This window comes from Pseudomonas sp. TH15 (assembly GCF_016651105.1).
GTDB lineage: Bacteria > Pseudomonadota > Gammaproteobacteria > Pseudomonadales > Pseudomonadaceae > Aquipseudomonas.
On sequence record NZ_JAEKEL010000001.1, the window covers coordinates 3,063,742 to 3,076,859 of the forward strand.

Genomic DNA, 13,118 nt, shown 5'->3' on the forward strand with positions numbered 1-13,118 from the left:
GCTCCTACACGTTTCCCTAACAAACTCAAAAAACTGGAGACAGCAATGGCCGAAGCAAAAGTACTCAGTGGCGCCGGGCTCCGTGGCCAGGTTGCCGGGCAAACCGCACTGTCCACCGTGGGCCAGTCGGGCGCAGGCCTGACCTATCGTGGCTACGACGTTCGTGAACTGGCGGCTGACGCGCAATTCGAAGAAGTCGCCTACTTGCTGCTGTACGGCGAACTGCCAACCAAAGCGCAACTCGCTGCTTACGTCGACAAACTGAGCAAGCTGCGCGATCTGCCGCAAGCGCTGAAAGAAGTACTGGAACGCATCCCCGCCGACGCCCACCCGATGGACGTGATGCGCACTGGCTGCTCGTTCCTGGGCAACCTCGAACCAGAAAAAGACTTCAGCGCACAACACGACGTCACCGACCGCCTGCTGGCCGCGTTCCCGGCGATCATGTGTTACTGGTATCGCTTCAGCCACGACGGCAAACGCATCAATTGCGTGACTGACGAGGCGTCCATCGGCGGCCACTTCCTGCACCTGCTGCATGACAGGAAGCCGAGCGAGTTGCACGTCAAAGTGATGAACGTGTCGCTGATCCTCTACGCGGAGCACGAGTTCAACGCCTCGACGTTCACCGCCCGTGTTTGCGCCTCGACCCTGTCGGACATGTATTCCTGCGTCACCGCTGCCATCGGTTCCCTGCGTGGTCCGCTGCACGGCGGCGCCAACGAAGCGGCGATGGAAATGATCGAGCGCTTCAAGTCGCCGGAAGAGGCGATCAAAGGCACCCTCGGCATGCTTGAGCGCAAGGACAAGATCATGGGCTTCGGTCACGCGATCTATAAGGACAACGATCCGCGTAACGAGGTGATCAAGGGCTGGTCGAAAAAACTCGCTGACGAAGTGGGCGACACTGTGTTGTTCCCGGTTTCCGAAGCCATCGACAAGACCATGTGGGAGCAAAAGAAACTGTTCCCGAACGCCGACTTCTACCATGCGTCGACGTACCACTTCATGGGCATCCCGACCAAGTTGTTCACCCCGATTTTCGTCTGCTCGCGCCTGACAGGCTGGGCGGCGCATGTGTTCGAACAACGAGCCAACAACCGCATCATCCGCCCGAGTGCCGAATACATCGGCGTCGAACAGCGCAAGTTCGTGCCAATCGAACAACGCTGACCGGTGGAGGCGCTAGCACCGGCAACTGAAGGAACCGAGAACCCCTGTGGGAGCGGGCTTGCTCGCGAAGACGGACTGACATTCAACAGTGATGTCGACTGATACACCGCTTTCGCGAGCAAGCCCGCTCCCACATTTGATCCGGTTTCAGTTCAGCAGCGGTGCCAGGCCCCACCCTTTGTAATTACCGTGACCGAGTCCTGACGATGAACACAGAATTTCGCAAACCGCTGCCCGGCAGTCATCTGGATTACTTCGACGTCCGTGCGGCTGTCGAAGCCATCCAGCCTGGCGCCTACGACACTCTGCCGTACACCTCCCGCGTACTCGCGGAAAACCTGGTGCGCCGCTGCGACCCGGCCACGCTCACCGATTCCCTGAAGCAGTTCATCGAACGCAAGCGTGACCTCGATTTTCCGTGGTTCCCGGCGCGCGTGGTCTGCCATGACATTCTCGGCCAGACCGCGCTGGTGGACCTCGCCGGCCTGCGCGACGCCATCGCCCTGCAAGGTGGCGACCCGGCGCAAGTGAACCCGGTAGTGCCGACCCAATTGATCGTCGACCACTCCCTGGCCGTCGAGCGTGGTGGCTTTGATCCAGAGGCGTTCGAGAAGAACCGCGCCATCGAAGACCGTCGCAACGAAGACCGTTTTCACTTCATCAACTGGACCAAAAAAGCCTTCAAGAACGTCGACGTGATTCCGCCGGGCAACGGGATCATGCACCAGATCAACCTGGAGAAAATGTCTCCGGTGATTCAGGTGCGCGACGGCGTTGCGTTCCCCGACACCTGCGTCGGCACCGACAGCCACACTCCGCACGTCGATGCCTTGGGCGTGATCGCCATCGGCGTTGGTGGCCTGGAAGCCGAGAGCGTGATGCTCGGCCGCGCCTCGTGGATGCGTCTGCCGGAAAGCGTCGGCGTTGAACTGACCGGCAAGCTGCAACCGGGCATCACCGCCACCGACATGGTGCTGGCGTTGACCGAGTTCCTGCGCAAACAGAAAGTCGTCGGCGCATGGCTGGAATTCTTCGGTGAAGGCGCCTCCGCGCTGACCCTCGGCGACCGCGCAACCATTTCCAACATGGCCCCGGAATACGGCGCCACCGCGGCGATGTTCTACATCGACCAGCAAACCATCGACTACCTGAAACTCACCGGCCGTGAAGACGAACAGGTGCAACTGGTCGAGAACTACGCCAAAACCACCGGCCTCTGGGCTGACAGCTTGAAGCATGCACAATACGAGCGCGGGTTGACGTTCAACCTGTCCTCGGTGGTACGCAACATGGCCGGCCCGAGCAACCCGCACGCTCGCGTCGCGACCTCGGATCTCGCCGCCCAAGGCATCTCCGGCCAGTGGGATGAAGTGCCGGGCCAGATGCCGGACGGTGCGGTGATCATCGCCGCCATCACCAGTTGCACCAACACCAGCAACCCGCGCAACGTCATCGCTGCCGGCCTGCTGGCGCGCAACGCCAACCAGCTCGGGCTGACCCGCAAGCCGTGGGTCAAATCGTCCCTGGCGCCGGGCTCGAAAACCGTCGCGCTGTACCTCGACGAAGCCGGCCTGACCAGCGAACTGGAGCAACTCGGTTTCGGCATCGTTGCCTTCGCCTGCACCACCTGCAACGGCATGTCCGGCGCACTCGATCCGGTGATCCAGCAAGAGATCATCGACCGCGATCTGTACGCCACGGCTGTGCTGTCCGGCAACCGTAACTTCGACGGGCGGATTCACCCGTACGCCAAGCAAGCATTCCTCGCGTCGCCGCCGCTGGTGGTCGCATACGCCATCGCCGGGACCATCCGTTTCGACATCGAAAAAGATGTGCTGGGCGTGGTCGACGGCAAGGAAATCCGCCTGAAAGACATCTGGCCAAGCGACGAAGAAATCGACGCAGTGGTGAAAGCCTCGGTGAAGCCGGAGCAGTTCCGCCAGGTCTACATCCCGATGTTCGCCATCCACGACGACACCGGCCCGAAAGTCACGCCGCTGTACGACTGGCGCGAGATGAGCACCTACATTCGCCGTCCGCCGTACTGGGAAGGCGCACTGGCCGGCGCGCGTCCGCTGAAGGGCATGCGCCCGCTGGCGGTGCTGCCGGACAACATCACCACCGATCACCTGTCGCCGTCGAACGCGATCATGCTCGACAGCGCCGCCGGCGAATACCTGGCGAAAATGGGCTTGCCGGAAGAGGACTTCAACTCGTACGCGACCCACCGTGGCGACCACTTGACCGCGCAACGCGCAACCTTCGCCAACCCGAAACTGTTCAACGAAATGGTCCAGGAAAACGGCAAGGTCAAGCAGGGTTCGCTGGCCCGCGTCGAGCCGGAAGGCCAAGTGATGCGGATGTGGGAAGCCATCGAAACCTACATGGAGCGCAAGCAGCCGCTGATCATCATCGCCGGCGCCGACTACGGTCAGGGTTCGTCCCGGGACTGGGCGGCCAAAGGCGTGCGTCTGGCCGGTGTGGAGGCGATTGCCGCGGAAGGTTTCGAGCGCATTCACCGCACCAACCTGGTGGGCATGGGCGTGTTGCCGCTGGAATTCCTGCCGGGCACTGATCGCCACACATTGGCCATCGACGGCAGCGAAACCTACGACGTGATCGGTGATCGCACTCCACGTGCGCAACTGACGCTGGTGATCCATCGCAAGAATGGCGAGCGCGTTGACGTGCCGGTGACTTGCCGTCTCGATACCGCTGAAGAAGTATCGATCTACGAGGCCGGTGGCGTGTTGCAGCGCTTCGCTCAGGACTTCCTTGAAGAGTCGGCGGTTGCCGTTTAAATCAACTGATGTGGGCATGAGACTTGAAGTCCCATGCCTTCGTTAAGGAGCACCATGGCTCACGCAACTCATTTCGCACCTCAAATCAAAATCCCTGCCACCTATATGCGTGGCGGCACCAGCAAAGGCGTGTTCTTCAGCCTGCAAGACCTGCCCGAAGCGGCACAGATTCCCGGCCCGGCCCGCGATGCCTTGTTGCTGCGAGTGATCGGCAGCCCCGACCCGTACGACAAGCAAATCGACGGCATGGGTGGCGCGACGTCCAGCACCAGCAAAACCGTGATCCTGTCGAAAAGCATCAAGGCTGATCACGACGTCGATTACCTGTTTGGTCAGGTGTCCATCGACAAGCCTTTTGTGGACTGGAGCGGCAACTGCGGCAACTTGTCGGCGGCGGTCGGTTCGTTCGCGATCAGCAATGGTTTGGTAGATGCCAGCCGCATTCCGCAAAACGGTGTGGCGGTGGTTCGTGTGTGGCAGGCCAACATCGGCAAGACCATCATCGCCCACGTGCCGATCACCAACGGTGAAGTGCAGGAAACCGGTGATTTCGAACTCGACGGCGTGACCTTTCCGGCGGCCGAAGTGCAGGTCGAATTCATGGACCCGGCCGCAGAAGAAGAGGGCGGCGGTGGTTCGATGTTCCCCACGGGCAACCTGGTTGATGACCTGGAAGTGCCCGGCGTCGGGACCTTCAAGGCGACCATGATCAATGCCGGCATTCCGACGATTTTCGTCAATGCCGAAGACATCGGCTACACCGGTACCGAGTTGCAAGGCGCGATCAACAGCGACCCGAAAGCCCTGGCGATGTTCGAGACCATCCGCGCTTACGGCGCGCTGCGCATGGGCCTGATCAAGGACCTGGACGAAGCGGCCAAGCGGCAGCACACGCCGAAAGTTGCGTTCGTGGCCAAACCGGCGGCTTACGTGGCATCCAGCGGCAAGGCGATTGCGGCGGGTGATGTCGACCTGCTGGTGCGCGCGTTGTCCATGGGCAAGTTGCACCACGCGATGATGGGCACGGCGGCGGTGGCGATTGGTACGGCGGCGGCGATTTCCGGGACGTTGGTGAACCTGGCGGCGGGCGGGATCGACCGCAATGCGGTGCGCTTTGGGCATCCGTCCGGCACGTTGCGCGTCGGCGCGGAGGCCAGTCAGGTGAACGGCGAATGGACCGTAAACAAAGCCATCATGAGCCGCAGTGCGCGGGTGTTGATGGAAGGGTTTGTGCGTGTGCCGGGCGACTCGTTCTGATCCAACACATGAACCCATGTGGGAGCGGGCTTGCTCGCGAATACGGACTGACATTCAACATTGATGTCGACTGATATACCGCTTTCGCGAGCAAGCCCGCTCCCACATTTTTGATTGCATTACCAAAAAAAGAACGCTGTAACTAACCTGAGATTACCCCTGAACCGAGGTCCCATTAACGAACCACTTCAAGAGTGAATCGAACATGAGCGCCAACGTCGACCTGAACAACCGTCCCGACTACGACACCGTCCTGCAGGACATCGCTGACTACGTCCTCACCTTCAAAATCCAATCCCAAGAAGCTTTGGACACCGCCCGCAACTGCCTGATGGACACCCTCGGCTGCGGCCTGCTGGCCCTGCGCTTTCCCGAATGCACCAAACACCTGGGCCCGATCGTCGAAGGCACCGTCGTCCCGTTCGGTGCCCGCGTGCCCGGTACCAGCTACCGCCTCGACCCAGTGAAAGCCGCGTGGGACATCGGTTGCATCGTCCGCTGGCTCGATTACAACGACACCTGGCTCGCCGCCGAGTGGGGCCATCCGTCCGATAACCTCGGCGGAATTCTCGCGATAGCCGATCACCTTTCGCAAAAACGCCTGGCCAACGGCGAAGCACCGCTGACGATTCGCGCGGTGCTCGAAGCGATGATCATGGCCCACGAGATTCAGGGTGTGATTGCCCTGGAAAACTCCTTCAACCGCGTAGGCCTTGATCACGTGCTGCTGGTGAAAGTCGCCTCAACCGCCGTCACCGCCAAACTGATGGGCGCCAACCGCGAGCAACTGTTGTCCGCGCTGTCCCACGCCTTTGCCGACGGCCAGGCGCTGCGCACTTATCGCCATGCGCCGAACGCCGGGTCGCGAAAATCCTGGGCCGCAGGCGATGCCTCCAGCCGAGGCGTGCGGCTGGCGGATATTGCGATGCGCGGCGAGATGGGCATTCCCGGCGTACTGACGGCCAAACAGTGGGGCTTCTACGACGTGTTGTTCAGTCACACCAACAACGATTTGGCGCTGAAACCGGAAGACAAACGCACGTTCAGCTTCTCCCGCCAGTACGGCAGCTATGTGATGGAAAACGTGCTGTTCAAAATCAGCTTCCCCGCCGAGTTCCACGCGCAAACCGCTTGCGAGGCTGCCGTCACCTTGCATCCGCAAGTCCGGAATCGCCTGCACGACATCGACAAAATCGTCATCACCACCCACGAATCGGCGATCCGAATCATCTCCAAAGTCGGCCCGCTGGCGAATGCCGCTGACCGCGACCATTGCATTCAGTACATGACCGCCGTGCCGCTGGCCTTCGGCAATCTGGTGGCCGAGCAGTACGAAGATGAGTTCCATGCCGCGCACCCGATCATCGACGTGCTACGCGAGAAAATGGTCATCGTCGAAGACCCGCGCTTCACTCGCGAATACCTGGAAGCCGACAAACGCTCCATCGCCAACGCGATCCAGGTGTTTTTCAAGGACGGCTCCAGCACTGAGAACGTGGTGGTCGAGTACCCGATCGGCCATCGCCGCCGCCGTACCGATGGGATTCCGCTGCTGGAAGACAAGTTCAAGACCAACCTGGCGACACGCTTCACCGGTCAGCGCAGTGCCGAGATTTTTGCGTTGTGCAAGGATCAGGCAGCGCTGGAGGCAACGCCGGTGAACCGGTTTGTCGATCTATTCGTGATCTGATCGGCTGCACGCAATCCCTGTAGGAGCCAGGCTTGCCGGCGAAGTCGGATTCAAGGACGCGTTCGCCGGCAAGCCTGGCTCCTATGAGGGCTGGGGCGTATTCAGGATTTTAGCCATTTCTCGACGGGCAATTTGGTGATCGCAAACCCCGTCAGCAGCACCGCCGAATACATCATCAGCTCCCGCGAAATACTTTGCCCCTCGTACCACGCGCCAATCACCACCGCGAACACCGGAAAAATAATGAACACGAACGACAGAATGATCGGGCTCAGGCGTTTGAGCAGCAAAAAATAAACGATAAACCCGCCCACCGACGCCACCAGCCCCAGATAGAGCAGGGCGCCCCACGAGCGCGTTGTAATGTCGCCAAACACCGGCGCTTCAAAGCGCAATCCCGCGACAAACAACATCAACCCGGCCAGGCCGATGGGCAGCGTGTTGTAGGTGATCACGCTGATCGCGCTGCCTTGCTTCTTGGTAATCACGTAACACAGCGCATGCATCACCGCCGCAGCGAGAATCGCCAGTACGCCGAAGAACTCGGCGTGGTCCAGGTGCAGCCCCTGGCTGCGGATAATCATGAACAGGCTGCCGAAACCGATAGCGATGCCGACGACTTGCGAGGGGTAGATTTTCTCCCGCAGAAACATCGCGGAAAAAATCAGGATAAACACCGGCATGCAGCTGAACAGCAGGGCGGTCAGGCCGGATGACACGTGCATCTCGCCGTAGTTGAGCAAGTAATACGGCAGGCTGAAATACGACAGCGTCACGAACACGAAAAACCAGCGACTTTGCCTTGGAAACAGCAACGGTTCGCGCCGCAGCAGGGCGAAGCTCAAAAACAACGGAAACGCGATCAGAAAGCGCAGGCCGGCGGCGGTCAGTGGCGGCACGCTTTCGACGGCAATTTTGATCCCCAGCCATGTCGTACCCCAGCTCAGGCAAACGATCAGAAACAACGTGCTGGTGACCAACCCGGCCAACCACGGTTTTCGAAGACTGGAAGAGGCGCTGAGGGCGACGGACATGATCGAGTTCCTTTCGTTGTTGGAATTGACCTGGATGCTGAATAGGTCTATCCCTGATTGAACCTGTTTTCAGCACGCTATTCGGGATGGAAATGACTGTCAAAGTAAGTATTGCCACGGTGTCAATCCTGCGCGAGGGCCTGGCTCAAGGACGTGGCGTCAAGTACAAGCGTTTGGCCGAGGCTCTGGAAAAAAGCATCGGCGAAGGCTTGATCGAGCCGGGCAGCAAGTTGCCGCCCCATCGACTGCTGGCCGACAGTTTGGGCGTGACCATCGGCACCATCAGCCGCGCCTATGGCGAACTGGAGCGGGTCGGGTTGGTGGTGGCCCGTGTAGGAGACGGTACTTATGTGCGTCAGCGCGGGATGGAACGCTCGCGCGATGGTGGCTTTCGCAACGTCAGTGATGAGCCGCAAGCGCTGTTCGACATGAGTCGGAACCAGCCAATTCCGGGGCAGGAGGCGATCTTGCTGAGTCAGGGCCTGCAAGCCTTGGCCAGCGACCCGCAGACCTTGCAACACATTGCCGGCTACACCGCCGATGCCGGGTTACTGCGCCACCGTGCAGCGGGTGCCGAGTGGTTGCGGCACAAGGCTTTTACGCCGAGTGCCGATCAGATTGTTTGCGTCAATGGCGGCCAGCACGGCTTGTTGTGCGTGCTGATGGGGTTGCTCAAGGCCGGCGATACCTTGGTGACCGAGCATTTGACCTACCCGGGGTTGATCAGCGTCGCACGCATGCTCGGGATAAAACTGATCGGTGTCGGGATGGATGACGAAGGACTGCTGCCCGAGGCGCTGTCGGATGTTTGCCAGAATCATCGAGTGTCAGCGTTGTACTGCACACCGACGATCCAGAATCCTACGGCGGCAGTGATGTCAGTCCCACGGCGCGAGGCGATTGCCGAGATCTGTCGTCAGCACAATTTGCTGATCATCGAGGACGAGGCCCACGCCGTGCTGGCGCAGCAGCGGCCATTGCCCTTGAGTCACTTTGCCCCGGAGCGTTCGGTGTTGATCGGCAGTTTGAGCAAAGCCGTTTCGGCCGGTTTGAGGGTTGGTTATCTGCACGCGCCGCAACCGTTGATCGGACGTTTGAGCGCCGCAGTGCGCGGGACGTGCTGGATGGCCAGTCCGTTGTCGATGGCATTGGCGAGTGAATGGGTCGAAAACGGCATCGCCGGGCAGTTGCTGGGGCAGCAGATAGCCGAAATCAGCCGCCGCAAGCAGTTGGTCAGCGCCGTGTTAGAAGATGTCGGATACAAGACCCATCCCAATAGCCCACACTTCTGGATCGAAGTGCCCGAGCCGTGGCGGGCGTCGCAGATTGCGGCGGAGCTCAGGGAGAACAATTATTTGGTGGCGACTGCCGAGGCCTTTGCGGTCGGGCATGGGGCGGTGCCGCAGTTTATTCGGGCGAGTGTGTGTAATTCGGCGGGGGATGATGGGTTGTTGCTGGGTGGGTTTGAGGCGTTGGTGGGGGCACTCATGGAAACCGTGTAATCGTTCTTCGCGAGCAAGCCCACTCCCATATTTGATCGTTTTCGTACACAAATATTGTGTTCGCTGAAGATCCAATGTGGGAGCGGGCTTGCTCGCGAAGGCGGTTTTAAAGTCGCCGACAACCTACTTGAACCGCCGCTCCACACCTTTCTCCACCAGAATTTTGGCCGAGATTTCTTCCACCGAAAAATGCGTGGAATTGATGTGCGCAATGTTCTCGCGGCGGAACAGATTCTCCACCTCGCGTACTTCAAACTCGCACTGGGCATAGCTCGAATAGCGGCTGTTGGGTTTGCGCTCGTTGCGGATCGCGGTGAGGCGGTCCGGGTCGATGGTCAGGCCGAACAGCTTGTGCTGATGGGCGCGCAGGGCGCTCGGCAGGGTCAGGCGCTCCATGTCGTCTTCGGTCAGCGGGTAGTTGGCCGCGCGGATCCCGAATTGCATGGCCATGTACAGACACGTCGGCGTCTTACCACAACGCGACACACCCACTAGGATCAAGTCGGCCTTGTCGTAATAATGCGTGCGCGCACCGTCATCGTTGTCGAGGGCGAAGTTCACCGCCTCGATTCGCTCCATATAATTGGAGTTACCACCGATGGAGTGGGACTTGCCGACTGTGTAGGAAGAATGCTCGGTCAATTCCTGTTCAAGCGGTGCCAGGAACGTCGAGAAAATGTCGATCATGAAACCATTGGAGGTCGCGAGGATCTCACGGATGTCCTGATTGACGATGGTGTCGAAGATGATCGGCCGAAAGCCGTCGGTTTCGGCGGCCTTGTTGATTTGTTGTACCATGGCCCGCGCTTTATCGACGTTGTCGATGTACGGACGTGTGAATTTGCTGAAGGTAATGTTTTCGAACTGCGCCAACAGGCTTTGACCGAGGGTCTCGGCGGTAATACCCGTGCCATCGGAGATGAAGAAAGCAGATCGTTTCATTTGCACCTTGGGCCTTAAGCTAGTGAAGATTTCTGGATATGATAGGCGCGATTTGCCGGCCGCCAGTGGCCCGCATTCTCACTTATTTTCCAGGTCCAGGCCATACAGTCGGCAAACGCTCCCCCGAGCCGCCGGCTTCTGAGCTTTTCCAACACAGTTAGTGGAGAGATCACCTTGGTAGAGTACGTAGTTTCCCTCGATAAGCTCGGCGTCCATGATGTAGAGCATGTGGGGGGCAAGAACGCATCCCTGGGCGAGATGATCAGTAACCTTGCAGGTGCCGGTGTATCGGTGCCCGGTGGCTTCGCCACGACAGCTCAGGCTTATCGTGATTTTCTGGAACTGAGCGGCCTGAACGATCAGATCCATGCCGCCCTCGACGCGTTGGACGTCGATGATGTCAACGCCCTGGCCAAGACCGGTGCCCAGATCCGCAAGTGGATCATGGAAGCCGAGTTCCCCGAGAAGCTCAACGCCGAGATCCGCACCGCGTTCGCCACGCTGTCGGCCGGCAACCCTGACATGGCCGTGGCCGTGCGCTCTTCCGCTACCGCCGAAGACTTGCCGGACGCTTCCTTCGCCGGTCAGCAAGAAACCTTCCTGAACATCCGTGGCGTCGAAAACGTCATTCGCGCCGCCAAAGAGGTGTTTGCCTCCCTCTTCAACGACCGCGCCATTTCCTACCGTGTTCACCAGGGCTTCGACCACAAGCTGGTCGCCCTGTCGGCCGGCGTGCAGCGCATGGTCCGCTCCGAAACCGGCACGGCCGGCGTGATGTTCACCCTCGATACCGAATCGGGCTTCCGTGACGTGGTGTTCATCACCGGCGCCTACGGCCTGGGTGAAACCGTCGTACAAGGCGCGGTGAACCCGGACGAATTCTACGTCCACAAACAAACGCTTGAAGCCGGTCGCCCGGCCATCCTGCGCCGTAACCTGGGCAGCAAAGCCATCAAGATGATCTACGGCGAAGTGGCCACGGCCGGCAAGTCGGTCAAGACCATCGACGTGGACAAGGCTGATCGTGCGCGTTTCTGCCTCAGCGACGCCGAAGTCAACGAGCTGGCCAAGCAAGCGATGATCATCGAAAAGCACTACAAGTGCCCGATGGACATCGAATGGGCCAAAGACGGCGACGACGGCAAGCTCTACATCGTTCAGGCCCGTCCTGAAACCGTGAAGAGCCGTACCCAGGCCAACGTCATGGAACGTTACCTGTTGAAAGAAACCGGCACCGTGCTGGTTGAAGGTCGCGCCATCGGCCAGCGCATCGGCGCCGGCAAGGTTCGCATCATCAAGGACGTGTCCGAGATGGACAAAGTCCAGCCCGGCGACGTACTGGTTTCCGACATGACCGACCCGGACTGGGAGCCGGTCATGAAGCGCGCGAGCGCCATCGTCACCAACCGTGGCGGGCGTACCTGCCACGCGGCGATCATCGCTCGCGAACTGGGGATCCCGGCCGTAGTCGGTTGCGGCAACGCCACCCAGCTGTTGAAAGACGGCCAGGGCGTGACGGTTTCCTGCGCGGAAGGCGACACAGGTTACATCTTCGAAGGCGAACTGGGCTTCGACATCAAGAAAAACTCCGTTGATGCCATGCCTGATCTGCCGTTCAAGATCATGATGAACGTCGGCAACCCGGACCGTGCATTCGACTTCGCGCAACTGCCGAACGCCGGTGTGGGCCTGGCCCGCCTGGAATTCATCATCAACCGCATGATCGGCGTGCACCCTAAAGCACTGTTGAACTACGACGGTCTGCCGCAGGACATCAAGGACAGCGTCGACAAGCGCATTGCCGGTTACGACGATCCGGTTGGCTTCTATGTCGATAAGCTGGTCGAGGGCATCAGTACCCTGGCCGCTGCGTTCACCCCGAAAAAGGTCATCGTGCGTCTCTCGGACTTCAAGTCCAACGAATACGCGAACCTGATCGGCGGCAAGCTCTACGAGCCGGAAGAAGAAAACCCTATGCTGGGCTTCCGTGGTGCTTCGCGTTACATCAGCGAAGCGTTCCGTGACTGCTTCGAACTCGAATGCCGCGCGCTCAAACGCGTACGCAACGAGATGGGCCTGACCAACGTTGAAATCATGGTGCCGTTCGTCCGTACTCTGGGCGAAGCGAGCCAGGTTATCGATCTGCTGGCCGAAAATGGCCTGGCCCGCGGCGAGAACGGTCTGCGCATCATCATGATGTGCGAACTGCCGTCCAACGCGATCCTGGCTGAAGAGTTCCTCGAATTCTTCGACGGCTTCTCCATCGGCTCCAACGACCTGACCCAGCTAACATTGGGTCTGGACCGTGACTCCGGGATCATCGCTCACTTATTCGACGAGCGTAATCCGGCCGTCAAGAAGCTGCTGGCCAACGCGATTCAGGCCTGTAACAAGGCTGGCAAGTACATCGGCATCTGCGGTCAGGGTCCTTCGGACCACCCGGACCTCGCCAAATGGCTGATGGAGCAGGGCATCGAAAGCGTTTCGCTGAACCCCGATTCCGTACTGGAAACCTGGTTCTTCCTGGCTGAAGGCCAGGCACCGGCCTGACAAGTATGTGAACGCCCCACGCCCCTTGTAGGAGCTGAGCTTGCTCGCGAAGACGGACTGACATGCAACAACGATGTCGACGGATACACCGCTTTCGCGAGCAGGCTCACTCCTGCAAAGGGCCGGGGTTTGAGATTGAAGTAGGGCGGGCTCCTGTGGATGCCGCCCT

At 59.9% G+C, this 13,118-nt stretch carries 8 protein-coding genes; 6 read left to right on the forward strand and 2 right to left on the reverse strand.

What is annotated here, in order from left to right; genetic code table 11:
• Window positions 1-45 precede the first annotated feature (45 nt).
• From prpC to prpD, 4 genes are all read left to right on the forward strand, one after another.
• Window positions 46-1,173, forward strand: coding sequence for a bifunctional 2-methylcitrate synthase/citrate synthase (gene prpC / locus JFT87_RS13955; protein WP_201202071.1), 1,128 nt, complete (start codon window positions 46-48; stop codon window positions 1,171-1,173).
• A gap of 206 nt (window positions 1,174-1,379) precedes the next feature.
• Complete coding sequence (acnD, locus tag JFT87_RS13960) at window positions 1,380-3,974, forward strand: Fe/S-dependent 2-methylisocitrate dehydratase AcnD (protein ID WP_201202073.1); 2,595 nt, start codon at window positions 1,380-1,382, stop codon at window positions 3,972-3,974.
• A gap of 54 nt (window positions 3,975-4,028) precedes the next feature.
• Entirely contained in the window at window positions 4,029-5,231 is a 1,203-nt protein-coding gene (gene prpF / locus JFT87_RS13965; RefSeq protein WP_201202075.1) for a 2-methylaconitate cis-trans isomerase PrpF, read from the forward strand.
• A 205-nt stretch (window positions 5,232-5,436) separates the two neighbouring features.
• Window positions 5,437-6,921 carry a 2-methylcitrate dehydratase gene (prpD, locus tag JFT87_RS13970; RefSeq protein ID WP_201202081.1) on the forward strand — a complete coding sequence of 495 codons (1,485 nt, stop codon included), beginning with the start codon at window positions 5,437-5,439 and terminating at the stop codon, window positions 6,919-6,921.
• A gap of 101 nt (window positions 6,922-7,022) precedes the next feature.
• On the opposite strand, the gene JFT87_RS13975 is transcribed toward prpD, so the two are convergent.
• Window positions 7,023-7,910, reverse strand: a complete 888-nt coding sequence (locus tag JFT87_RS13975) for a DMT family transporter (RefSeq protein WP_201205188.1) — start codon at window positions 7,908-7,910, stop codon at window positions 7,023-7,025.
• Between the two features lie 137 nt (window positions 7,911-8,047).
• On the opposite strand from JFT87_RS13975, the gene JFT87_RS13980 reads away from it, so the two are divergent.
• Window positions 8,048-9,457 carry an aminotransferase-like domain-containing protein gene (locus JFT87_RS13980; RefSeq protein WP_201202084.1) on the forward strand — a complete coding sequence of 470 codons (1,410 nt, stop codon included), beginning with the start codon at window positions 8,048-8,050 and terminating at the stop codon, window positions 9,455-9,457.
• Window positions 9,458-9,580: 123 nt separating this feature from the next.
• Here the strand turns inward: JFT87_RS13980 and ppsR are convergent, their stop codons facing one another.
• On the reverse strand, window positions 9,581-10,399 hold the full coding sequence (gene ppsR, locus JFT87_RS13985) for a posphoenolpyruvate synthetase regulatory kinase/phosphorylase PpsR (RefSeq protein ID WP_201202085.1): 819 nt from the start codon (window positions 10,397-10,399) through the stop codon (window positions 9,581-9,583).
• 174 nt (window positions 10,400-10,573) lie between these two features.
• Between ppsR and ppsA the strand changes: the two genes are divergently transcribed.
• A complete protein-coding gene (ppsA, locus tag JFT87_RS13990) occupies window positions 10,574-12,949 on the forward strand; it encodes a phosphoenolpyruvate synthase (RefSeq protein WP_201202086.1) in 2,376 nt (791 codons plus the stop codon).
• Window positions 12,950-13,118 lie beyond the last annotated feature (169 nt).

Excerpts from the sequence above, each read along its gene's own strand:
- JFT87_RS13980 (WP_201202084.1), top strand. The coding sequence starts at position 8,048 with ATGACTGTCAAAGTAAGTATTGCCACGGTGTCAATCCTGCGCGAGGGC.
- prpD (WP_201202081.1), top strand. The coding sequence starts at position 5,437 with ATGAGCGCCAACGTCGACCTGAACAACCGTCCCGACTACGACACCGTC.
- prpC (WP_201202071.1), top strand. The coding sequence starts at position 46 with ATGGCCGAAGCAAAAGTACTCAGTGGCGCCGGGCTCCGTGGCCAGGTT.
- ppsR (WP_201202085.1), bottom strand. The coding sequence starts at position 10,399 with ATGAAACGATCTGCTTTCTTCATCTCCGATGGCACGGGTATTACCGCC.
- acnD (WP_201202073.1), top strand. The coding sequence starts at position 1,380 with ATGAACACAGAATTTCGCAAACCGCTGCCCGGCAGTCATCTGGATTAC.
- prpF (WP_201202075.1), top strand. The coding sequence starts at position 4,029 with ATGGCTCACGCAACTCATTTCGCACCTCAAATCAAAATCCCTGCCACC.